The organism is Achromobacter deleyi (assembly GCF_016127315.1).
Lineage (GTDB): Bacteria > Pseudomonadota > Gammaproteobacteria > Burkholderiales > Burkholderiaceae_B > Achromobacter > Achromobacter insuavis_A.
The window spans coordinates 555,553-578,109 of sequence record NZ_CP065997.1 but is presented as its reverse complement, the minus strand read 5'-3'; the positions used below and the strand labels follow the sequence as shown (position 1 = coordinate 578,109).

Here is a 22,557-nt window from a genome sequence, read left to right as displayed (position 1 = left end):
CTGCCCTCCATGCATCAAGGGTGTTCCATGACTTGCCAACCTTTCCTCGCTTTCTCGCCGGCCGGGAGCGCCGGCGCCGGCGCGGTTCCGACCCCGGTCCTCGCCTTCGCCCACGTCCTGGCGCGCCTGCTGGCGGCCACGCGCGCCGCCTGGCAGCTCGATGCCCCGGCCGGGAGCATGCCGTGACGACCCCGCGTACCGGCGCGCTGCTGATCCACGGCCTGGGCGGCACGGAATTCGACATGGGCTCGCTGCACAAGGTGCTGGCGCGCGCCGGGGTGGAAACCCATGGCGTGACGCTGCCCGGCCACGCGGGGCGGCCCGAGGACCTGCTGGACGTGCGGGTCGAGGACTGGATGGACGTCGTCACCCGGCGCTACCGCGAGCTGTGCGAGCAGTACGAGGTGGTGCACGTGATCGGCATGTGCCTGGGCGCCTTGCTGGCGGTCGAACTGTGCAAGCGCGAGTCGCATACCCGCGGCGCGCTGGTGTCGCTGTCGGCGCCGGTGTTCCTGGATGGCTGGAGCACGCCCTGGTACCGGGGCCTGCGCTATCTGCTGTATCACGTGCCGGGCGTGCCGCGCCGCATCCGGGTCGAGGAAGAAGACCCCTACGGCGTCAAGAGCGAACTGGTGCGGGCCTTCATCAAGGCAGGCTTCGCGCGCGGCGATGGCTTCCACTACCAATGGGTGCCGCTGGCCTGCGTGCGGCAGGTCGATCGCCTGCGCGGCATGGTCAAGCGCGGCCTGGAGCGGATGCGCTGCCCCACGCTGGTGATGCACGCGGTCGAGGATGAGCTGACCAGCCCGCGTTCGGCGCGGCTGCTGGGGGCGCGCATTCCCGGCGCGTCGGTGGTGCTGCTGCAGGACAGTTATCACATGATCTGTGTCGATCACGAGCGCGAGCGCGTGATGCAGAACGTGCTGAGCTTCCTGGGCAAGGATCCGGGCATCGTGCGCGTGCGGCGTCGCGACAATGCGCCGCGGCCCGCGCGCGGGCAGGAGGCGCAGGCGGGCGCTGAGGCCATGCTGGTCGCCGCCCGCTAGGGCGGCAGGCGGATCAGGCCGCGGCCGGCTGGTCGGGCTGGTTGGGGTGCGACGGGCCTTGCGGATCGTTTTCCGCGTCGGGCCGCGGCGGCACCGCGGGCAGGCCCAGCGCCAGCCGCAGCCGCTGGCAATCGGGATTGGGCGAGCCGTCGGGCATCCAGATGTCGAACTCGCGGCACGGCGTCGGGCGGTTCTCGTAGATGGCGCAGTGGATGCCGGGCTGGCCCAGCTCGCCGCGCAGCGAGATGCAACGGCCGCCGCCCATTTCGGTGCCCTTCATGCAGGCCCGCAGCGGGCTCATCTGCGTCACGAGGTCGAGCGGCACCTGGCCGCCGTTTTCGCCAGCCAGTTCGCCGATATAGAACGACACCCGGAAATGCGAACAACAGGCGCCGCAGTCCAGACAGGGATTGGTGGCGGGGTTGTTGTCGCCGGCCAGCAGGGCGGGCGACACCAGGGTCAGGGCGGCTGTCTCGAGCAGGGACATGGCGGAGGATCCGAAAGCCTGTCCGGTCCCGGCATGACGCAAAACGGGCTTGCATGCCGCAAGCCCGCCTGGCCGATCCGGGGCGCGCTCGGGCACGGCCGGCGCGGGATCAGGGTGGGAAATAGTAGCTGGATTCGGCTTGCGGCCGCTACGACTTTTTTCGGGGACGTTGCTGCGGTAGCATCGGAAACCCGATAGCCGCCAGGACCCATTTCCATGACCGCCAACTCCGACTTTTCCGACGGCCTCGCCCGCTGCGCCTGGGTCGACACGTCCGCCGAATACATGGCGTACCACGACAACGAATGGGGCCGTCCGCAAGGCGACGACCGCGCGCTGTTCGAGCAGCTGTGCCTGGAAGGATTCCAGTCGGGCCTGAGCTGGCGCACCATCCTGAACAAGCGCGAGGCCTTCCGCCGCGGCTTCGCCGCGTTCGATCCGGCCAAGGTCGCGCGCTTCGGCGAAAAGCAGGTGCTGGCGCTGCTGGCCGACGCCGGCATCGTGCGCCATCGCGGCAAGATCGAAGCCGTCATCAACAACGCCCAGCGGGCGCTGGAAATGATCGAGCGCGAAGGGTCGCTGGGGGCGTTCTTCTGGCGCTTCGAGGCGCCGCCGGGATCCCCGTCCACGCGCGGCGCGTCGACCTCGGCGCAATCGGAGGCCTTGTCCAAGGCCCTCAAGAAACTGGGCTGGAAGTTCGTCGGCCCGACCACGGTCTACGCGTTCATGCAGTCGGTCGGCATGGTCAACGACCACCATCCGGGTTGCCATTGCCACGGCCCCAGCGAGAAGGCGCGCAAGGCGTTCCGGCGGCCGAAGTAAGGTGACCCCCCACGTTGGTCGACCCAAGTTGGTCGGCCCGAGGCGGCCCGTTGGCAGGGCGCCTGTGAATAACGTGGCGGCGGGCCGGCGCGCATCGCCGGCTTCCCGCGGCTCCTACCCGGCTGCAGCCGGCGTCTTCGCGTCCGGCGCCATGGTGGCCGCGCCCGGGATGCAGTAGCGTCCTTCGCGATAGGCCCAGCTGGGCCACAGCGCGTGCGCCAGCGCCTCGTCGGCCAGCGCCGGATCCAGCGGCGCCGGGGCATAGTCTTCCGGCGCGGTGTAGCGGTACTGCACCGGCGTCTTGTTCGGCGCCAGCACCAGCAGGTCGTTTTCCTTCAGGTAGCCGTAGGTGTTGTCGTACTGCATGATGGCGCGGCCCGGCGTGCTGCGCGTCAGGTCATGGCCGAGCATCGGGTGCTCGGTATCGACGCCGATCAGCGACAGCAGCGTCGGCGCCAGGTCGATCTGGCTGATCAGGCGGTCGTCGCGCCGCGGTTCGATGCCGGCGCCCAGGATCACGGCGGGAATATGGAAGTGGCGCACCGGCACCAGGCTGGCGCCGAACACGCGCGAATCGTGGTCGGCGGCGATCAGGAAGACCGTGTTCTCCCAGTGGGGCGCGGCCTTGGCGCGCTCGAAGAAGCGGCCCAGGGCCCAGTCGGCATAGCGCACGGTGTTCTCCACCGTGGCCGGGTTGCCTTCGGTCTGGATGCGGCCCGCCGGGTATTCCCAGGGCGAGTGGTTCGAGACGCTGAAGGCCAGCGTGAAGGTCGGCTGGTCGCCGTCCTCGCGCAGCAGCCGGTCGAGCTGGTTGAACATGTCCTCGTCCGACGCGCCCCAGGTGCCGACGAAGGCCGGATCGATGAAGTCCTCGCGGTCGACGATCTGGCGAAAGCCGTTGCCCAGGAAAAAGCCCTTCATGTTGTCGAAGTGCGATTCGCCGCCGTAGATGAAGCGCGAATGGTAGCCGTGGCGGCCCAGCAGGTCGGCCAGCGAGAAGAAGCCGCGCTGCGAGCGCGGCAGCTTGAGCACGGCCTGCGCCGGGGTCGGCAGGAAACCGGTCACCACCGCTTCCAGGCCGCGCACCGAACGCGTGCCGGTGGCGTAGGCGCGGGTGAAGGTCCAGGCGTCGCGCGCCAGCGCATCCAGTTCGGGCGTCAGGTCCATGCCGCCCAGGCCGGCGCTGTACTGCGCGCCCAGGCTTTCTTCCAGGATGATGACCAGGTTGAGCGGGCGCGCCGTCTTGCGGCTGGCGGGCTGGCGATGCAGGCTGGGGTGGTCCGGGTTGGCCGGCGGATAGGGCAGGCCGGCCTGCGTCAGCACGCGGCGCTGCATGTCGTCGTCGTCCATGCCGCCGTACACGGCGGAGGCCGACTTCTCGTTCCTCATGCTGTAGACGGCGTAGAACACGTTATAGAGCGAGTTCAGCGCCAGGGTGTTGAGCATGCCGTCGGAACTGTAGGCCACCGACGACGGGTTGATTGGCCGGTGGCCGAGGGTGCCGCGGATCGCCAGGATCACCACCGCCAGGATCGCCAGGCTGGCCAGCGGCATCTGCCACCAGGCCAGCGGCGCGTCGGGCACGGCGTGGCCGAACAGCGCATAACCGGCCCAGCCGATCAGCCCCAGGGCGGCGAAGCCGCCCAGCAGCGCGCCCTTGTAGCCGCGCCACAGCATGCCCGAGACCTCGCGCGGGTGCTTCAGGTATTCGACGAACAGCCGGTTGGGACGGGTGTCGTATTCGAGGATGAAGGGCGGCGTGGCGACTTCCAGGAAGGCCAGCAGGATGAACGCGACCAGGTACCAGATGCCGGCGGCGGTGGCGGCGAACGGCAGGTGGCCGAGCCAGGGCGACAGCACGATCGGCAGCGCGGCCAGCACGCCGATCTGGTGCGCGTCGATGCGCAGCCCGCCCAGCAGCAGGGGCGCCAGGCCGCCGGCGTTGCGCACCCGCTGCCATTGCCATGCGGCCAGGGCCACGCGGCTGAGGGTCAGCAGCGCGAAGGCCGCCAGCACGAAAATCAAGCTCGAATGCCGCATCGGGCCTCCAGGTAATACTGCTGCTCCGTCCCCGGGACGGTTGCGGGTCGATCGCCGCGCATTTGAACAGGGTGGGCGTCAAAAAATCGGTAGGAATTATTCCGTCCGCGGTGGGCGAGCGGCGGGTTCCCGCCCGGTCGCTTTGTAACTTTTGCCGACCACGCCCTATGACACGGAAAAATCCGTACACATTATGAGGCCGGCAAGCTTAACCCGGCCGGCGCGGCGCGCTACCCTTGAGGGTAAATAGGGCCGGGGCATCGGCGCTCCGGCGGCAACGGCAAGGATGATAACGATGACGCGCAAAACAAAAATAGCGGTCGGGATTGTGGGCAGCCTCGTCGTCCTGGTGGCGGTGCTGGTCGTGCTGGTTGCCACCTTCGACTGGAACCGCGCCCGCCCGATGATCAATGAACGCGTCAGCGCGGCCATCGGGCGGCCCTTCGCGATCAACGGCGACCTGACCGTGGAGTGGTCGCGTGAATCAGACGAGGGCGGGTGGCGCGCATGGGTGCCATGGCCGCACATCGTGGCCAACGACATCAGCGTCGCCAACACCGAATGGGCCCGGGTGCCGGAATTCGCCACCCTCAAGCGCGGTGAGTTCAGCCTGTCGCCGCTGCCGCTGCTGGCCCACCGGGTGGTGATCCGGCGCATCCAGCTGACCGAGCCCGCCGCCGACCTCGAACGCCTGGCCGATGGCCGCGCCAACTGGGTCTTCACCCTGCCCGAGACCGGCGAGCCGTCGCCGTGGGTGCTGGACATCAATGAAATCGGCTTCGACAAGGGCAGCGTCGGCCTGTCCGATGCGATCCTGCAGGCGGACCTGACCGTGCTGGTCGATCCGCTGGGCAAGCCCGTGCCGTTCGCCGACGTGGCCGGCGCGGCCTTCTTGCCGGAAGACGCCGCCGCGGCGGCGCCGCGTGACTACGTCTTCGGCTGGAAGGTCGACGGCAAATTCAAGAACCTGCCCACCAAGGGCGAAGGCAAGGTCGGCGGCATGCTGGCGCTGCAGGATCCGAAGCAGCCCTTCCCGGTGCAGGCCGACGTGTCGATCGGCGGCACCAAGGCGGCCATCACCGGCACCCTGACCGACCCCGCCAACCTGGGCGCGCTGGACCTGCGCCTGAAGCTGTCGGGCGGTTCGATGGCGCAGCTGTATCCGCTGACCGGCGTGACGCTGCCCGACACCCCGCCGTATTCCACGGATGGCCATCTGGTGGCCAGGCTGCGCAACGCCGGCGGCGCGGTGTTCGAGTACCGCGACTTCAACGGCCGCGTCGGCAACAGCGATCTGCACGGCGACATGACGTTCTCGCTGGCTGCGCCGCGTCCGAAACTGACGGGCAAGCTGTCGTCCAGGCAGTTGCGCATGGCCGACCTGGGGCCGCTGATCGGCGTGCAGTCCGGCAAGCCCGCCCCGGCCCAGGACAAGCCCAAGGACGCGCCCGCCAAGCCGCCCAACGGCAAGGTGCTGCCGACGCAGGCGTTCCGCACCGACCGCTGGCGCGACATGGATGCCGACGTGGCGCTGGAGGCCGGCCGCATCGTGCACGACGCCAAGCTGCCGCTGTCGGACCTGACGGTGCACGTGATCCTGCAGGATGGCCAGCTGACGCTCGATCCGCTGCGCTTCGGCATGGCCGGCGGCAGCATGGCGGCGACCGTGCGGCTGGATGGATCCAAGGCGCCGCTGACGGGCCGCGTCGAGATGCACGCGCGGCGGCTGCGGCTCAAGCAGCTGTTCCCGGCGACAGAGGCGATGCAGAGCGCGCTGGGCGAATTGAACGGCGACCTGGCGCTGTCGGGCACGGGCAATTCCGTGGCCGCGCTGCTCGGCTCGGCCAGCGGCGACGTGAAGATGCTGGTCAACGACGGCGTCATCAGCCGCAGCCTGATGGAGATCGCCGGCCTGAACGTCGGCAACTACGTCGTCTCGAAGCTGTTCGGCGACGACGAGGTCAAGATCAACTGCGGCGCGGCCGACCTGGAGATGAAGAGCGGCGTGATGACGCCGCGCGTGTTCGTGTTCGATACCGAGAACGCGTTGATCAACATCACCGGCACCACGGACTTCAAGAACGAGAAGCTCGACCTGGACATCACGCCCGACAGCAAGGGCTTCCGCATCTTCTCGCTGCGCTCGCCGCTGTACGTGCGCGGCACCTTCGGCAAGCCGGACGTGGGCGTGCACGTGGGGCCGCTGGCCGCGCGCGGCGCGGGCATGGTGGCGCTGGGCGTGATCCTGACGCCGGCGGCGGGCCTGCTGGCGCTGATCGCGCCCAGCACCACCGACGACAATTCCTGCGGCACGCTGCTCAAGCAGATGCGCACCCCGCCCAAGGCGCCGGCGCCCAAGGGCAAGTAGGCGGCGTCAGCGCGGCAGCGCCATGCGGGCGCCGTCGCGCGCCTGGTTGTCGGCGACGCAGACCGCGTTGCGGCCATGGTTCTTGGCGTAGTAGAGGGCGCGGTCGGCGCGCTGGATCACTTCGTCCAGCGTGGCGCCGTGTTCCGGATAGCAGGCCACGCCGGCCGACAGCGTGATCGGCGCGGGCAGGCCGGTTTCGGTGCCGAGCGCCTCCAGCTTCTGGCGCAGGCGCTCGGCCGTGGCCACCGCGGCGGCCAGCGGCGACCCCGGCATCAGCATCACGAATTCCTCGCCGCCGCTGCGCGCGACCGTGTCGCCGCTGCGCGAGCCTTCGGTCAGCAGCGCCGCCAGCACCTGCAGCGCGCGGTCGCCGGCGGCGTGGCCGTAAAGATCATTGACGTTCTTGAAGTGGTCGATGTCCAGCGCGACGATGGCCAGCGGCGTATCGGCCGCCTGCAGCAGCGCCATGGCCTCGTTCAGGCCGCGCCGGTTCAGCAGCGACGTCAGGGTGTCGGTGGTGGACGCGCGGCGCAGGTCGCGGATCTTGTGCTGGATCGAGGTCAGGCCCATCAGCAGCGCGCGCTTGAGCTGCGAGGCCTCGAAATACCACGAGCGCACCTTGCGGATGCGCTCGGCCGAATCGGGATCCTGCATGTGCTTGGCGATGCTGGCCAGTTCCCCGAGCGGGCGGGCGATCCAGCGCGACAGCAGCCAGATCAGCAGGATCGAGAGCAGCAGCAGCGGCAGCGTGTTGCGGGCGGTCGCCATCAGCAGGTCGTTCAGGGGCAGCAGGGTGCTGGCCACCGGCCGCTGCGCGATGATGGTCCAGCCGGTGCTGGGCACCGGCGCGTAGCCGGCCAGGATCTCGGTGCCGGTGGCGTCGGTGAAGCGCGCCTCGCCGGTTTCGCCGCGCAGCGCCGCGGCCAGCGCCGTCTTGTTCGCGGACATGCTGCCCAGGCGGCTGCGGTCGGGGTGATAGATCAGGGTGCCGTCGCGCGCCAGCACATACAGCAGCGAGTCGTCGCGGTTGAAGTGCTGGCCCAGCAGGCGGTCCAGCACGTTGTCCTCGTGCAGGTAGAGCGTGCCGGCGATATAGCCGAGATAGCGGTAGTCGCGCGAGAAGATCGGATGGGTGTAGAGGATCAGCCAGCGGCCCGAGTTGGCGCGGAAGGGTTCGCTGATGAACGGCCGGCGGGTGCTCAGCGCGATCCTGGCGGCCTCGCTGGTCATCTGCTGGCCCATCAGCTGCGGGTAGGAGGTCGATACCGCCAGCACCTTGCCTTGCGCCGATACCACGAAACTGGAGTTGAAGTGGCCCAGCTGTTCTTCCTGGCGCCGCGTCTCGGACGACATCAGTTCCGGGTGGGTCTCCAGGTCCGCCAGCATGTCGGCGCTGTAGGCCAGGTGGCGCCGCAGGTCGCCGAGGAAGTACTCCGTGGTGGCGGCGAGCTTGGCGGCATAGACGCGGTTGCTCTCGAGCGCGTTGTGCAGCAGCAGGTCGCGTTGCACCAGGTAGCTGGCATGCAGGCCGGCGGCCAGCACCAGGAATATCGACAGCAGGCTGATCCAGAGGATGAGGCGCCGGAGGTCGATGCGGATCATGGAAGAACCCGTCAGGCGTGGGCGCGGCCCGGCGGCAGGCCGGAAGGGGGCATGCCGGCGGTGAGCGCATCCCAGGCGCACATCGCCTGGCGCGCTACCGCTTGCAAGGTCTTGCGGCTGGCGCCGTCGCGCGCCTGGATCGACATTCCGTGCAGGATGGTGGTGTAGAACGCCGCCAACCCTTTCAGGTCGGCGCCGGCGGGCAGCTCGCCGGCGGCGGCGCCAGCGGTCAGGCGGGCCAGGATGCGGCCTTGCATTTCGCGGCGGTTGTCGCCCAGGAACACGCCCACGCCGGCATCGGTGTCGGCGCCGGATGGCGCGCCCAGGACGATCAGGCAGCCCGGCGGCGCGCCCGGCGTGGTGAAGCGTTCGGCCGCCGCCAGCAGCATGCCGCAGATGCCCGCGCGGGCGGTGGCGGCGTCGGCCAGGGCGCGGCGCGAGGCGGCGCCGTCGGTGTCGCGGTAAAGCTGCACCGCTTCGCGAAATAGTCCTTCTTTTGAGCCGAATGCGCCGTAGAGGCTGGGCGAGTTGATGCCCATCGCAGCCGTCAGATCGGTTAGCGATGCTCCTTCATATCCCTTCGACCAGAAGACTTCCATGGCCTTGCGCAAGGCCTGGGCCCGGTCGAAGTTCCTGGGGCGCCCACGTTCTGCCATGCACCGGATTTTACTCGCGAGAGCTATTTTGTGTTGATTGATAAAAAAATCGTTGACGTCCGGCCGCCGCCAGTCGATGATATTTGTACTGAACACTACAAATTAAGGTAGACCCATGCAGAACCTGAACGGAAAAGTGGCTTTCGTGACCGGCGGCAGCCGCGGCATCGGCGCGGCGATCGTGCGCCGCCTGGCGGCGGAAGGCGCGGACGTGGCCTTCACCTACGTCAGCGCTTCGTCGCGCGACACGGCGCAGGCGCTGGCGCGCGAACTCGAGGCAGAGGGACGGCGCGCGCGCGCCATCCAGGCCGATTCGGCCGATCCGGCGCAAGTGCGGCAGGCGGTGGAGCAGGCCATCGGCGAACTGGGCCCGGTGGACGTGCTGGTGAACAACGCCGGCATCTTCCTGGCTGGCCCGCTGGACGAGGTCACGCTGGAGGACTACGACCGCACGATGAACATCAACGTGCGCGCGCCGTTCGTCGCGATCCAGGCGGCGCAGGCCGCGATGCCCGACGGCGGCCGCATCATCAACATCGGCAGCTGCCTGGCCGAGCGCTCGGGCCGCGCCGGCGTGACGCTGTACTCGGCCAGCAAGTCGGCGTTGCTGGGCATGACGCGTGGCCTCGCGCGTGACCTGGGCGCGCGCGGCATCACCGCCAACGTGGTGCATCCGGGTCCGATCGACACCGACATGAACCCGGCCGCCGGCGAGCACGCGGGCGATCTGGTGGCGGTGCTGTCGCTGCCGCACTATGGCGAGGTGCGCGACATCGCCGGCATGGTGGCGTTCCTGGCCGGTCCCGATGGACGCTACGTGACGGGCGCGAGCCTGGCGGTGGACGGCGGGTACGCGGCCTGATGTGCGGGCTTGATATGCGGCCCGATATGCGTCTTGAAGCGAGGGCGGGCCGCACTTGGCAGGCGGCCCGTTTCGGCGGCGGGCCGTGAGCGGTTGGCGGCTTTGCGTCGGGGGACACGCGACTTTTTTGTGGTCGATCGGCAATCGACTTGCACAATTAAAAAAAGGTCCCTATAATCTCGCTTCTTCGCTGGTCAAACACAACAACGCAGCGGCGACAACGCGAAAGCGGCGTTACCCAAGCAGTTGTGAATGAACATGCAGGGCTGTTAGCTCAGTTGGTAGAGCAGCGGACTCTTAATCCGTAGGTCGAGTGTTCGAGCCACTCACAGCCCACCAGAATTTCAAAGGCCGTCGACGTTCATCGTCGACGGCCTTTTTCATTTTCCGCGCGATCCGGTCGCGGTACACCAGCAACTCCGCACCAACGACGGCCAGCACGGCACGATCATTACCGCGTTGCATGCGGACGCCTGCCCTCAATGCGGCATGCCAGCCACACCTCGCATCGAATTTCGCCTTCCAGCTTGGAGGATTCGAAACAATGCGAATAAGATTGATTATTGATTGTAAATAATGCCGTGTTCCCCGCATGTCCCCGCCTCCAAGCACAGAGGGGGCTTTGTGCCCTGATTCCCAGCAGACCGTCTCTGACCTGTACCGCGCGCATCACTCGTGGTTGACCGGTTGGTTGCGCGTGCGCGTGGACGACCGGCATGACGCCGCCGATCTGGCGCAGGACACCTTCATTCGCGTGCTGCAGTCGAATGTGGCCGCCACGCTGCGCGAGCCGCGTTCGTACCTGGCGACCATCGCGCGTGGCCTGCTGATCGATCTGTGGCGCCGCCGCGCCCTCGAGCAAGCCTACCTGCAGGTGCTCGAAAGCCTGCCCGAGACGCATCACCCCTCGCTGGAAGAGCAGGCGCTGGTCATGGAGCGGCTGGTCCGCCTGGACCGCATGCTCGACGGCCTGGGCCGCAAGGTCAAGGCGGCCTTCCTGATGGCCATGATCGAGGGCGCGTCCTATCCCGTGATCGCCGCTAGCCTGGGCGTGTCCGTGCGCACCGTGGGCGACTACATGGCGCGCGCCATGGCGCGCTGCTGCGACATGCTGGATTGACCATGATCCGAACCGCAAAGGCACGTGAGCGCGACGCCGCGCAACAGGCCGCGCAATGGTTCGCGCGCCTGCTGTCGCCGCAGCAGGACGAGGGCGTGCGCGTCGCCTGGCAGCAATGGTTCGAGGCCTGTCCGGAAAACCGCCAGGCCTGGACCAAGGTCGAGGCCGTGCAGCGCTGTTTCTCGGATGTCTCGTGCAAGCAGGTGGCGATGGCCACCCTGCAGGGCACCGATAGCGGGCGCCGGCGGATCCTGCGCCTGGCCGTGGCGGGCGCCACCTGTCTGCCTCTCGGCATGCTGGGTATGCAGGCGCCGCAGGCCTGGCGCCGCTGGAACGCCGAGTTCAGCACGGCGGTCGGACAGATCTCGCGGTTGCCCTTGCGGGACGGCACGGTGGCGGTGCTGGATACGGACAGCGCCGCCGACGTGGTCTACGACGAGGGCGCAAGCCGCATCCTGCTGCGCAACGGCCGTGTGTATGTCAATGCGGCGGGCGAGCGCGGCAATGTCTCGCTGGCGGTGGTGGTGCAGACCGAATTCGGCGATGTGCATGCCGCGGGCGCGGAGTTCGTCGTGTGTGTTGGCGACCGCCAGGGCCAGGTGCGGGTCAACACGCAGGCCGTGCGCGTCGTGCCGCGCGACGGCCGGGCGGGCGCGCGCCAGGTGGACGCGCACCAGTGGGCGGACTTCTCCGCCACCGAGGTCGGAGCGCCGCGTCATGTGGACAGCGAGTGGTTCGCGGCATGGCGCACGGGGTCGCTGGTGGCGGTGAAGATGCCGCTGGGCAAGTTCGTCGCGCGCCTGCGCGCCTATCGGCCGGGCTGGCTGCTGCTGGATGACAGCCTGGCGGAATTGCCGGTGTCGGGCACGTTTCCGCTGGCGAACGCCGATCTTGCCCTGGATGCGCTGGAAAACAGCTATCCGGTCGAGATCCGGCGCATGACGCGCTACGTCACATGGATCGTGCCGCGGGTCAAGGGAACGGTCCGTTCGGTCTGATACATTTTGTTTCTAATCGAGGTTCCGGTTGGCGTGTCCTGGATCGGCCTACCAGGAAGCCATTCACTCAGCCGGATTTTCCCCGATGCTCCCCTTCACTTTGCCTGTCCAATCCGCTTCCCTTTCCCGCGCCGCGTTGACGCCCAGGCGGCTGGTCCTGATCCTTGCCGCCGCCTGGTCGCTGCAGACGTCCGTGGCGCACGCGCAGGCCGCGCCGGCCGCCAGCGGCGCCTCGCAGCAGCACTACAGCCTGTCCGCCGGTCCGCTGATCGACGTCGTCAATCGGTTCGCGAGCCAGGCGGGCATTGCGCTGACGTTCGATGCCGATGCGCTGCGCAATGAGTCATCGGCCGGCGTGCAGGGCAGCTACGGCGTGGAGGACGGACTGCGGCAGGTGCTGGCCGGCACGCGCTGGCAGGCTCGCCGCATGGCCAATGGCGCCTACATCCTCGAGGCGCGTCCGCTGGCCAGCGGCGATGCGACCCTGCTGGCCCCGGTCAAGGTCACGGCCCAGGGTTTCAATCCAGCCTCGACCGAGGGCACGGGCGCCTACGGCGGCTCGGCCACCACGATTTTCAAGGGCGCCCAGTCGGTGCGTGACACGCCGCAGCCGGTGACCATCGTGTCGCGCCAGCTGCTCGACGACCGCAAGCTGCCGGACTTGCACGACGTGCTGCAGAACGTGCCCGGCGTCACCGTCGACTACACCGACAGCGAGCGGGTCAGCTACTACTCGCGCGGCTTCGCCATCGATTCGCTGCAGGTCGACGGCATGAACATGTACCAGGCCGGTTCGAACTTCATCCAGCCCGACACGGCGGTGCTAGATCGCGTCGAGATCCTGCGCGGGTCGGCCGGCATCCTGCGCGGCTCGGGCAATCCGTCGGCGACGGTGAACCTGGTGCGCAAGCGCCCGACGCGCGAGTTCCAGGCCAGCGCCGACGTGACGGTGGGATCGTGGGACCGCCGCCGCGCCGAGGCCGACATCTCGGGGGCCTTCAACGACAGCGGCACGCTGCGCGGCCGGGTGGTCGCGGTGGCGGACAACAAGGACTTCTTCCAGGATGCGCGCTACGAGCATCGCAAGGTGTTCTATGGCGTGCTGCAGGCGGACCTGACCGACCGCACCACGCTGACCGGCTCGTTCCAGCACACCGAGCTCAAGGCCACCGGCGCCTGGGGCGGCCTGCCGCGGGGCTTCGACGGTTCGGACCTGAAGCTGGGTCGCAGCACCTACCTGGGCGCGGACTGGAACCACTGGAACCGCTACAACGACCAGGCCATGCTCGAGCTGGAGCACCGCTTCGAGGGAGGCTGGGAGGTGAAGGCCACCGCGATGAACACGCGCTTCCGCTATTTCGACGGCGGCTTCAAGCAGTCGTACATCACGCGGGCCAGCACCACCAATCCCTATCTGTACAACGTCACCACCTCGATCTATCCGAAGAGCGCGAGCGACCAGAATGGCGTTTCGCTGACGGCCAACGGGCCGGTCGAGCTGTTCGGCCGCACTCACCACCTGACGCTCGGCGCCGAGAGCAGCTACGTCCGGCAGACCAATTCCAGCGGCTATTTCAACGTCGGGCCGAAGAACAACATCGATATCCGCGACTGGGATCCGTCGACCACCTACCCGGAGCCGCAGGGCACCACGGGCGGCTCCTATTACGACGCGAGCAACAATCGGACCAAGCAGCAGGCGCTGTATGCGCTGGGCCGCATCTCGCTGGCGGATCCGTTGACGCTGCTGGTCGGCGCGCGCGCCACGTGGTGGGACTATGAAGTGCTGCAGGGCACGACGCGCTACAGCATCGACCGCGAGATCACGCCGTACGCGGGCCTGGTCTACGACCTCAACGAGAACTTCAGCGTCTACGGCAGCTACAGCGAGATCTTCACGCCGCAGCAGGCCTACGACAGCAGCGGCAACCTGCTGGAGCCGATCCGCGGCGAGGACTACGAGGCCGGCATCAAGGGCGCGTTCTACGATGGCCGCCTGAACGCCGCGCTGTCGGTGTTCCGCATCAACAACGTGGGCCGGGCCATGGACGACGCGGGCAGCGCCAACCCTTGCCTGCCCAACTACCCCACGGGCTATTGCAAGGTCGCCGGCGGCAAGACGCGCAGCGAGGGCTGGGAACTGGAACTGAGCGGAGAGCTCACGCCCGACTGGCAGGTCATGGCCGGGTACACCAACACCCGCACCAGGTACCTGAGCGATTCGACCGCCAGCAATGTCGGCCAGCCGATCCGCACGCTCGATCCGCGCCACCTGCTGCGCGTGTTCACCACCTATCGCCTGCCGGGCCAGCTGCGCGGCTTGACGATCGGCGCCGGGGTGCAGGCCCAGAGCGACACCTACGCCAGCGCGCGCGGCATCACGGCGCGCCAGGCCGGGTTCGCGGTCTACAACGCGATGGCGAGCTATGACTTCAACAAGAACCTGCGCCTGCAGTTGAACGTCAACAACATCTTCGACAAGGTCTACTACAAGAAGGTCGACGCCACCGGCATCAGCAACTACTACGGCGATCCCCGCAACGTGATGCTGACGTTGAGCGCGCGCATGTAAGTCCGGTTGCCGGCGGCCCGTGGCGGCCGCCGGCGCCGCGCTAGAAATCCTGCGCGATCGCGGCCGCGCGGATCCTGGCCTGCGCGATGGCGTCCGTGGCCTGGGCGTCCCAGGTGTGTTCGACCATCAGGCGCCGCACTTCCTTGACGCCGATGAACTTCAGCCAGAAGTCGAGGTAGTCGGCCTGGTGCGCGAAGCCGGGGCTGGCCGGGTAGGCGACGGGGTCGTGGCCCTGGCCGCGCACGTGGATGACCAGGGCGCGCGGGATGCTGAGCAGCGGGCCGTAGGCGCGGCCGTCGAAGCTGAACAGCATGCCGCGCTGGCTGACCAGGTCGATCAGTTGCTTGAGCTTGTAGGGATAGTCGAAATTCCACATCGGCACGCCGAGCACGATCCGGTCCGCCTGCTGGAAGCGCCGGGCGAGTTCGGTGATGCGGGCCCAGATCGTGGCCTCGGCGTCGTCCAGCGGGGTTTTCGAGACGCCCTTGTACTTGGCGCCGATCGCCCGGCTGTCGAAGTCGGGCAGGTCTTCCTCCCACACATTCAAGGTGTCGATCTCGAGTCCGGGATGGGCCTGGCCGCAGGCCTCCAGGAAAGACTCGGCGATCGAGATGGACGCCGATCGGGCGCCGCGGGGCGAGGACACGATGTTCAAGAGACGCATGCCGCGAAAGTCCGGATGAGGGCGGGCGCCGGACGGTCGGATGCCGGCGCGCCCGATTGGGAAATTACGATTGCAATTGCAATCGTTAGACGGGTGATTGTATCGCTGCCCGATGGAATTGCAAACGCAATGCCCGGCGGATCCTGGGCAATGCCGGGGTGTGGCGAACGGGCCGGATGCCTGCGGACGAGCGATCGGTGTTAAGCCGGAACTGAATGGTGATTGCATCCAGGCTAAATCACGGCGAGCGATGCCGTCTCTATAGTGACGGCATCGAATCCAAGGAGTGCCGCCATGTCCGTAGTTGCCCCATCCGCCGCCTATCCCCGCGCGGTGCTGTTCGACCTGTTGACCGCGTTGCTGGACTCCTGGACGGTATGGAATGCCGCGGCGGGCTCGGAGGCGCGCGGCCGCGCCTGGCGCGCCGAATATCTGCGCCTGACCTACGGCTGCGGCGCCTACCAACCCTATGAGCACCTGGTCGAGACCGCCGCCGCGGCCGTGGGGCTGCCGGCCAGTGCGCCGGCGGCGCTGGAGGCAGGGTGGGACGGGTTGCCGGCCTGGGACGGCGCGCGCGAGTTGCTGCGGGCGCTGCGGCCGCATTGCAAGCTGGGCGTGGTCACCAACTGCTCGCGGCGCCTGGGCCATCGCGCGGCCGCTCTGCTGGGGGTGGACTGGGACGTGGTGGTGACGTCCGAAGAAGCGGGCTACTACAAGCCGGATCCGCGGCCCTACCAACTGGCGCTGGCGCGGCTGGAGGTTCCGGCCGCGCAGGCGGCGTTCGTGGCGGGTTCGGGCTACGACCTGTTCGGCACCAGCAAGGTGGGCCTGCGCACCTATTGGCACAACCGCGTCGGCCTGGCCCTGCCTGAAGGCGCGCCGGCGCCCGCGGCGCAGTCGCCGGGGCTGGATGACGCGCTGCCGTGGCTGGCCGGATTCGGTGCGGCGGGGCGCTAGCCGGCTCGCGGTACAAACTGTTGCGCGCCCGCGGCGCGCGCAGCGGGCGGGACTGGCCTTAACATGAATCCTGCCGGCATCCGCCGGCGCACCGACAGGATCGTGGAGGTTGTCATGCACTCAAGAACAATGCTCAAGCGTATCGCTGTAGTCGCGGCAACGGGCGTGCTGGTGGCGGGGTGCGCCACGCAGCAGCAGACCAATACCGCGGTGGGAACCGGGGCGGGCGCGGCCGTCGGGGCCGGCATCGGCGCCCTGATCGGCCATGGCACGGGCGCGGCGGTCGGCGCCGGTATCGGCGCGGTGGCCGGCGGCCTGATTGGCTACAACTGGAAGGTGGTGAAGGACGACGTGCAGCGGTCGGGGGCGACCTCGCTGGGCATCGACGTGGTCGAGATGCCGGATGGCAGCCTGAAGGTCAACATCCCGAGCAACGTGTCGTTCGACACCGACAAGACCGACCTCAAGCCGGCGCTGCTGCCGGTGCTGGACAGCGTGGCGCGCTCGCTCAACCAGCATCCCGAGCTGCGCGCCAAGGTGGTGGGCCACACGGACAGCACGGGCGCGCTGGCGCACAACCAGACCTTGTCGGTGAACCGGGCGCGCAGCGTCACGGATTATCTGTCGCGGCAGGGCGTGGCGGCGACGCGGCTGACGATCGAAGGGCGCGGGCCCAACGACCCGATCGGCGACAACGCCACCGCCGACGGCCGGGCGCTGAACCGCCGGGTCGAGATCTACCTGTATGCGGTCAAGCAGTAGTAGCATGCGGGCGCCGCGCCCGCCGTGCGCCGGCGGCATGCCGCCGGCCGCGATGGCGCGCCGGGCCGTTGCCGGCGCGAACGGCGCGGCGCTCTTTCCTGGCCTTTCCTGGAGTTCGCCATGAGCATGTTTCCCCCTGCCCGTATCGGCACCGACATCGCGGTCGCGGCCCTGTCCGGTTGGCAGGCCGTCGCGATGCGCGACGCGATCGAAAAGCGCTTCCGCTTCGCCAATTTCAACGCCGCCTTCGGGTTCATGGCGCGGGTGGCGATGTTCGCCGAGAAGCTGAACCACCATCCCGAGTGGACCAATGTCTACAACCGGGTCGACGTGATGCTGACCACGCACGATGCCGGAGGCGTGACCGAGCTGGATGTGCGCATGGCGCAGTTCATGGACGAGACCGCCGCGCAGATGGGCGCCACCGCGCCGAAAGCGGCCGGGTAGGCGGATCAGTCTTCGCGCGCGCCGGACGGGTCGCGCTGGTGCGCGATCAGGCGGTCGAGCATGTCGCCCAGCTGGCGCTGTTCGTCGGCGCTGAGGCAGCCGAAGATTTCCTGGTTGCGGCGCGCGATCAGGTCGATGATGCGGCGGTAATGCGCGTCGCCGGCCGGCGTCAGCGACAGCACCACGCCGCGGCCGTCGGCCGCGGAATCCTTTTTCTCGATTAGTCCGCGTTCGACCAGGGCCTGCGCGGAACGGCTCGCCTGGCCCTTGTTCAGGTTGGCGGCCAGCGCCAGGTCATTGACCGACAGCGGCGCGTAGCGGCCGATCGCGGCCAGGCAGCGCGCCTCGCCCAGCGGGATGCCGCAGTCTTCCTGGTAGGCACGATTCGTGTCGCGGTCGGTGATCTTGTTGATCACGTGCAGGCGGTAGGTCAGAAATCGTTCGAGGGCGGGCGTGGTCACGTCGGGCGGTCGGCGGTGGCGGCGGGATAGTGTGCCACAGGGGCGGCGCTGGCCGCCTCGGCCTGCGCCAGCAGGGCGGTGGCGGCGTTTGCGTCGGGCAGGCGCGCCAGCGCCGACAGCCCCAGGATCGACAGGAACAGCGGCGCCCGCGCGGGGCCGACGCGGGTCAGGGTCTGCGCCATCAGGGTATAGACCTGGTCCAGTTCATCGTTGCTCATGCTTGCGGCTCCTGCGGTGAAGGGTCGATCATCGGGTAGTAGGGCGCCAGCGCGGCCCGCAGGACGTGCTCGTCCGCCGCGGCCCAGCGGCCGAGCACGTAGCCGTCCGGCCGCAGCAACCAGACCGTGCCGGGCCGCGCGCCGAAGCGCTCCTGCAGGTGGCGGTGCGGGTCGCGCCAGGCGTCGGGCGCCGGTCCGTCGACGGCGATGGCCTGCAACGGCCGGGTGCTTTGCCGGGTGGCGGACGCGAGCGCATGCAGGTTGCGGGCGGTGGCGGCGTCGGGGGCGCAGGCCAGCAGCACGAAGCCCTGGCCGAAGCAGGCGCTGAGGTAGCGCGGCGCCGCGTCGGCATCGGCCAGCAGCAGGTCGGGCGCGGGCTGGCCGGGGGCGGCGGCGGGGTGTTGGCCGTCGGCGCCATCGGCCAGGTTCAACGGCGAGCCGTCATACGAGATGGGCGCGGACTGCCGCGGGTTGATCAGCGGGCGGGCGCGTTCGTCGGTCAGCGCCAGCCGCAGCGCGGCCTCGCGCATCAGGCGGAAACCGAAATCCGGCGGCGCCATGAATTCGGTGCTCTTGGCGCCGTAGGCCAGGTTCTGGCGGGTGGCGTGGACGCGTTCGCCGCTGTAGCTGTCGAGCAGGGCATCCGCAGCCTGGCCGCGCAGCACCCAGGCCAGTTTCCAGGCGAGATTGCCGGCGTCGTCCAGTCCGGAGTTCAGGCCGCGCACGCCGAAGATCGGCACCAGGTGGGCGGCGTCGCCCGCGAACAGCACGCGGCCGTGGCGGTAGCGCCCCAGCGTCAGGCATTTGGCGTTGTAGAGCGAGATCCAGAGCGGCTTCCACGGCGCGGTCTCGCCGATCATGTCCAGATGGCTCTGCACCCGCGGCAGCACGTTCTCGGGCTTGACCGCCTCGGCGGCATCCTCGTCGTCGCGGATCTGGTAGTCGACGCGCCAGACGTTGCCGGGCTGGCGGTGCATCAGCAGGGTGGAGCCCGGATTGGACGGCGGATCGAACCAGGCCAGCCGTTCGACCGGGCGATCGGACGCCTGTTCGATATCGACGATGACGTAGCGGCCTTCGTACTGCATGCCTTCCAGCTTCAGGCCGAGCGCCTCGCGCACGCTGCTGCGGCCGCCGTCGCAGGCCACCAGCCAGTCGGCGCGCACGGTGTGGCGCTGGCCGTCAATCTCGGCCTCGACGTCGACGCCGTCCGGGCCCGGACGCACCGCGATGGCGCGGGCCGACCATTGCAGCGCGGCCAGGCCGGGCTGGCGCAGCATGGCCTGGTGCGCGTATTCCTCGACGAAGTACTGCTGGATGTTGACCATCGGCGCGAAGCGCTGTGTCGGGTCGTGCGGCATTTCGAAGTGCAGCACTTCGCGGTCGCGGTAGTAGCTGCGACCGCCGCTCCAGGGCAGGCCGGTGGCGGTCAGCGCCGCGTCGGCGCCGGCCCAGCCCAGGATTTCCTGCGAGCGGCGCGAGATGCAGATGGCGCGGCTGCCGCTGCAATAGCCGTCGTCGGCCTCGAGCGTGAGCGAGGCGATGCCGTAATGCGCCAGCAGCGCGGCCAGGGTGAGCCCGACCGGACCGCCGCCGACGATCAGGACGGGCACGCGGGCGGGTGGCGTCATGGTGTCTCCGGGATATTGGTTGTTTGCGCAACTATATCGCTGGATTGGTTGTGTACGCAACCATTTGGTCCAGGCAAAAAAAGACCCGCCGGGGCGGGCGGGTCTTGTCGGGCGCGACGGCGCTCAGTTGCGCACGTAGTAGATGCGCATGGCCTGTTGCTTCTGGCCGCCGTCCATGACGCGCAGCACCACGACCTTGGGGGTGAAGCCGTCGGGCAGCTTCAGCTGGCCCAGCGCGTAGTCGTAGCGGTCGACGTTGAGCGTGGGGCCTTCCGGGGTGATGGTGGCGGCGCGGCCGTTGGGGTAGCTGCCGTCGATGGAGAAGGTGAGCGTGCCCTTGAACGGCGCGCCGTTGCGCTCTTCGCGCATCACCAGCACCTGGTAGTCGAGCTGGCCGGGCTGGCGCTTGAAGGTGGCCGAGCGGATGCCCAGGTTGCCGCCGCGGGGATCGGGCGGCATGGCGTCCTGGAACAGCACCAGTTCCTTGTTCAGGGTATCCAGCTTGGCGCGGGTGTCGGCCAGGTCGGCGGTGAGCTTTTCATGGCCGGACTTGTTGGCGTCGCGTTGCTGCGTAGCCTCTTCGAGCTGGCTTTGCAGGCGCTGGTTCTCGAGCTTGGAGGCGCTCAGTTCGGTGTGCAGCTGCTCGGATTGCTCGACGGTCAGCCGTTGCGGGCCGTAGTTGGTCTGCAGGAAGAGCACGCCGCCCGCGCCCAGGGCGATGCCCACCAGCAGCAGGACCAGCCAGCGCGGCATGCGGCGCGTGCGTTGGCCGGGTTGGTATACGGAGGGCTTGAATACGGCCCGTTGCGATCTTCCAAACATCCCCATTCCTAGAAAACGTCCTGTGTGTTGCCTGGCCGGGCGCCGTGCGCACTGGCCAAAGCGTCAGAGAATACCCGGTTAACCCGGGGCGATGGGCGCGCGGACAAGCCTCGTTGCGCACCTTGATATTGTGAAATATGTGGGCATTGGCGGGCCTTACCGCGCGCCGGATCGGAGTTCGGCGTCGAGGTCGGCCAGCCGTTGGGGGGTGCCGATGTCGGCCCATCGGCCGGCGTGGCGGGCGCCGCGCACGCGGTCCTGTTCCATGGCTTGCCGGAGCAGGGGCGCGAGCCGCGCGGCCGTGCCGCGGGCAATGCCCGCGAATAGCATGGGATGGTAGACGCCGATGCCGGAAAAGGTCAAACGGGCGTCGCCGCCGTCCTCGACCCGACCGTCGGCCGTGAGGGTGAAATCGCCCTCCGGGTGCTGCGGCGGGTTGTCGGCCATCAGCAGCCAGGCGCCGGCGGCGGGCAGGGCGGCCGCCAGGGCCGGCGCGGCGGCGGGATCCCAGTCGCACCAGACGTCGCCGTTGATCACCAGGAACGGATCCGGCCCCAGCAGCGGCAGGGCCTGGGCGATGCCGCCGGCGGTCTCCAGCGCGCTGGCCTCGGGCGAGTAGCGGATCCGCAGGCCGAAGGCCGCGCCGTCGCCCAGCGCGCGCTCGATCTCGTGGCCGAGCCAGGCGTGGTTGATGACCACGTCCTGGAAGCCGGCCGCGGCCAGACGTTCCAGGTGCCAGGCGATCAGGGGCTTGCCGCCGACCGGCAGCAGCGGTTTGGGCAGGCGGTCGGTCAACGGGCGCATGCGTTCGCCGCGGCCCGCGGCAAGGATCATGGCCCGCATCAGAAGGTGTATCCGACGCTGACCTGGCGGTCGTCGAGCTGGTCCAGCAGGCGCAGCAGGGGCGTGAAGACGCCGTAGCGCTGGGCCACCTGGCGCACGTAGCCGTTCACCCGCGGCATGTGGGCCAGGTAGTGAGCCTTGCCGTCGCGATGGTTCAGGCGGGCGAAGACGCCCAGGATCCGCAGGTTGCGCTGCAGGCCCATCCATTCATAGGCGCGGTGGAATTCGGCGAAGTCGGCGTCGACCGGCAGGCCGGCGGCGCGCGCCATTTCCCAGTAGCGGATGGCCCAGTCGAGCTGTTGCGGTTCTTCCCAGGTGGTGCGGGCGTCCGTCACCAGCGACGCCAGGTCGTAGGTGATGGGGCCGGCCAGCGCGTCCTGGAAGTCGATGACGCCCGGGTTGGGGCCGTATTGCGGCTGGTCGCAGACCATCAGGTTGGGCGAGTGGTAGTCGCGGTGCACCAGCACGGTGGGCTGGTTGCCGTTGCTGGCCGAGAGCAGGGCGAAGATCTTGTCCAGGGCCTGGCGCGTCTTGTCATCGAGCGCGGCGCCGTGGTGCTTCTGCACGTACCACTCGGGGAACAGGGTGAGTTCGTCGGCCAGGCGCCCGGTGTCGTAGGTGCCCAGGCCGGTGGTGCCGGCCTGTTGCAGGCGCACCAGCGCCGCCAGGGCGTCGCGGTACATCGATTGCAGGCGGGCGTCGTCCACGCCGTCCTGGATGCGCTGGTAATAGGTCTGTTCGCCCAGGTCGGACAGCAGCAGCAGGCCCTGGCCGAGGTCCTGCGCGATCACTTCGGGCACGTTCAGGCCGGCGTCGCGCAGCAACTGGTCCACGTGCAGGAACGGGCGGCAATCCTCGTGCTGGGGCGGCGCGTCCATCACGATCAGGGTGCGGCCGGCGGCGTCCAGGCGGAAATAGCGGCGGAAACTGGCGTCGGCGGAGGCGGGGCGCAGGCTGTCCACCGCCAGTCCCAGGGCGGCGGGCAGGCCTTGCAGCCAGGCGCGGATCTGCTCCAGGCGAGGGTCATGATCGTTTTTCAAGGAAGATCCGTGTCAGAAAGGCAATATTGCGGAAAATTGGGTTGCGCGCACATAAGGCTGGGCGTCTGGCGCGGCTTCTCTATAATACCGGCTCGTTTCCGTTAGCATGGGCCCCTGCCGGGCGCCATTGCCTGGTTCC

General features: G+C 68.8%; 22 protein-coding genes and 1 tRNA gene. 12 read left to right on the top strand and 11 right to left on the bottom strand.

The window, feature by feature from the left end; translation table 11 throughout:
- Window positions 1–27: 27 nt before the first annotated feature.
- Window positions 28–186: a hypothetical protein gene (locus I6I07_RS02510; RefSeq protein ID WP_198485580.1), complete on the top strand. Its 159-nt coding sequence runs from the start codon at window positions 28–30 to the stop codon at window positions 184–186.
- Window positions 183–1,046, top strand: a complete 864-nt coding sequence (locus I6I07_RS02505; protein WP_061074409.1) for an alpha/beta hydrolase — start codon at window positions 183–185, stop codon at window positions 1,044–1,046. Before I6I07_RS02510 ends, I6I07_RS02505 begins: the two co-directional genes overlap by 4 nt.
- 13 nt (window positions 1,047–1,059) lie before the next feature.
- Here the strand turns inward: I6I07_RS02505 and I6I07_RS02500 are convergent, their stop codons facing one another.
- Window positions 1,060–1,533, bottom strand: a complete 474-nt coding sequence (locus tag I6I07_RS02500; RefSeq protein ID WP_198485579.1) for a YkgJ family cysteine cluster protein — start codon at window positions 1,531–1,533, stop codon at window positions 1,060–1,062.
- Between the two features lie 216 nt (window positions 1,534–1,749).
- On the opposite strand from I6I07_RS02500, the gene I6I07_RS02495 reads away from it, so the two are divergent.
- Window positions 1,750–2,355 carry a DNA-3-methyladenine glycosylase I gene (locus tag I6I07_RS02495; RefSeq protein WP_198485578.1) on the top strand — a complete coding sequence of 202 codons (606 nt, stop codon included), beginning with the start codon at window positions 1,750–1,752 and terminating at the stop codon, window positions 2,353–2,355.
- A 114-nt stretch (window positions 2,356–2,469) separates the two neighbouring features.
- Here I6I07_RS02495 and I6I07_RS02490 read toward each other — a convergent pair whose 3' ends face one another.
- Window positions 2,470–4,395, bottom strand: a complete 1,926-nt coding sequence (locus I6I07_RS02490; protein ID WP_198485577.1) for an LTA synthase family protein — start codon at window positions 4,393–4,395, stop codon at window positions 2,470–2,472.
- A gap of 295 nt (window positions 4,396–4,690) precedes the next feature.
- Here I6I07_RS02490 and I6I07_RS02485 point away from each other — a divergent pair, with 295 nt between their 5' ends.
- Window positions 4,691–6,763 (top strand): AsmA family protein, encoded by a 2,073-nt coding sequence (locus I6I07_RS02485; RefSeq protein WP_198485576.1) that lies wholly within the window; start codon window positions 4,691–4,693, stop codon window positions 6,761–6,763.
- A 6-nt stretch (window positions 6,764–6,769) separates the two neighbouring features.
- Here the strand turns inward: I6I07_RS02485 and I6I07_RS02480 are convergent, their stop codons facing one another.
- The gene (locus I6I07_RS02480) at window positions 6,770–8,365 is read right to left on the bottom strand and encodes a sensor domain-containing diguanylate cyclase (RefSeq protein ID WP_198485575.1); all 1,596 of its coding nucleotides are present in this window, start codon (window positions 8,363–8,365) and stop codon (window positions 6,770–6,772) included.
- Window positions 8,366–8,376: 11 nt separating this feature from the next.
- Window positions 8,377–9,021 (bottom strand): TetR/AcrR family transcriptional regulator, encoded by a 645-nt coding sequence (locus I6I07_RS02475; RefSeq protein WP_061072403.1) that lies wholly within the window; start codon window positions 9,019–9,021, stop codon window positions 8,377–8,379.
- A 115-nt stretch (window positions 9,022–9,136) separates the two neighbouring features.
- On the opposite strand from I6I07_RS02475, the gene I6I07_RS02470 reads away from it, so the two are divergent.
- From I6I07_RS02470 to I6I07_RS02450, 5 genes are all read left to right on the top strand, one after another.
- Complete coding sequence (locus I6I07_RS02470; protein ID WP_198485574.1) at window positions 9,137–9,883, top strand: SDR family NAD(P)-dependent oxidoreductase; 747 nt, start codon at window positions 9,137–9,139, stop codon at window positions 9,881–9,883.
- Between the two features lie 263 nt (window positions 9,884–10,146).
- Window positions 10,147–10,222: transfer RNA gene (locus I6I07_RS02465), tRNA-Lys, on the top strand.
- A gap of 283 nt (window positions 10,223–10,505) precedes the next feature.
- Entirely contained in the window at window positions 10,506–11,003 is a 498-nt protein-coding gene (locus tag I6I07_RS02460) for a sigma-70 family RNA polymerase sigma factor (RefSeq protein WP_104021621.1), read from the top strand.
- Between the two features lie 2 nt (window positions 11,004–11,005).
- Window positions 11,006–12,001, top strand: coding sequence for a DUF4880 domain-containing protein (locus I6I07_RS02455; protein ID WP_198485573.1), 996 nt, complete (start codon window positions 11,006–11,008; stop codon window positions 11,999–12,001).
- 85 nt (window positions 12,002–12,086) lie between these two features.
- Entirely contained in the window at window positions 12,087–14,573 is a 2,487-nt protein-coding gene (locus I6I07_RS02450) for a TonB-dependent siderophore receptor (protein WP_232625873.1), read from the top strand.
- Window positions 14,574–14,613: 40 nt separating this feature from the next.
- Here the strand turns inward: I6I07_RS02450 and I6I07_RS02445 are convergent, their stop codons facing one another.
- Window positions 14,614–15,237, bottom strand: coding sequence for an FMN-dependent NADH-azoreductase (locus I6I07_RS02445; RefSeq protein ID WP_198485572.1), 624 nt, complete (start codon window positions 15,235–15,237; stop codon window positions 14,614–14,616).
- A 294-nt stretch (window positions 15,238–15,531) separates the two neighbouring features.
- Here I6I07_RS02445 and I6I07_RS02440 point away from each other — a divergent pair, with 294 nt between their 5' ends.
- The 3 genes from I6I07_RS02440 (at window position 15,532) to I6I07_RS02430 (ending at window position 17,403) form a co-directional block, all read left to right on the top strand.
- On the top strand, window positions 15,532–16,194 hold the full coding sequence (locus tag I6I07_RS02440) for an HAD family hydrolase (RefSeq protein ID WP_198485571.1): 663 nt from the start codon (window positions 15,532–15,534) through the stop codon (window positions 16,192–16,194).
- Between the two features lie 114 nt (window positions 16,195–16,308).
- The gene (locus I6I07_RS02435; protein WP_198485570.1) at window positions 16,309–16,956 is read left to right on the top strand and encodes an OmpA family protein; all 648 of its coding nucleotides are present in this window, start codon (window positions 16,309–16,311) and stop codon (window positions 16,954–16,956) included.
- Between the two features lie 120 nt (window positions 16,957–17,076).
- Window positions 17,077–17,403, top strand: coding sequence for a 4a-hydroxytetrahydrobiopterin dehydratase (locus I6I07_RS02430; protein WP_198485569.1), 327 nt, complete (start codon window positions 17,077–17,079; stop codon window positions 17,401–17,403).
- Between the two features lie 5 nt (window positions 17,404–17,408).
- Here the strand turns inward: I6I07_RS02430 and I6I07_RS02425 are convergent, their stop codons facing one another.
- The 6 genes from I6I07_RS02425 to I6I07_RS02400 all read right to left on the bottom strand — a co-directional run bounded on the left by I6I07_RS02425 (window position 17,409) and on the right by I6I07_RS02400 (window position 22,418).
- Complete coding sequence (locus tag I6I07_RS02425; RefSeq protein ID WP_198485568.1) at window positions 17,409–17,864, bottom strand: MarR family winged helix-turn-helix transcriptional regulator; 456 nt, start codon at window positions 17,862–17,864, stop codon at window positions 17,409–17,411.
- Entirely contained in the window at window positions 17,861–18,082 is a 222-nt protein-coding gene (locus I6I07_RS02420; protein ID WP_198485567.1) for a hypothetical protein, read from the bottom strand. Before I6I07_RS02420 ends, I6I07_RS02425 begins: the two co-directional genes overlap by 4 nt.
- Window positions 18,079–19,713 (bottom strand): FAD-dependent monooxygenase, encoded by a 1,635-nt coding sequence (locus I6I07_RS02415; RefSeq protein WP_198485566.1) that lies wholly within the window; start codon window positions 19,711–19,713, stop codon window positions 18,079–18,081. The genes I6I07_RS02420 and I6I07_RS02415 overlap by 4 nt, the downstream gene beginning before the upstream one ends.
- Before the next feature lie 123 nt (window positions 19,714–19,836).
- Window positions 19,837–20,535 (bottom strand): DUF6776 family protein, encoded by a 699-nt coding sequence (locus I6I07_RS02410; protein WP_061072395.1) that lies wholly within the window; start codon window positions 20,533–20,535, stop codon window positions 19,837–19,839.
- Between the two features lie 156 nt (window positions 20,536–20,691).
- On the bottom strand, window positions 20,692–21,378 hold the full coding sequence (gene murU, locus I6I07_RS02405; RefSeq protein WP_198485565.1) for an N-acetylmuramate alpha-1-phosphate uridylyltransferase MurU: 687 nt from the start codon (window positions 21,376–21,378) through the stop codon (window positions 20,692–20,694).
- On the bottom strand, window positions 21,378–22,418 hold the full coding sequence (locus I6I07_RS02400) for an aminoglycoside phosphotransferase family protein (protein ID WP_198485564.1): 1,041 nt from the start codon (window positions 22,416–22,418) through the stop codon (window positions 21,378–21,380). Before I6I07_RS02400 ends, murU begins: the two co-directional genes overlap by 1 nt.
- Between the last annotated feature and the right edge of the window lie 139 nt (window positions 22,419–22,557).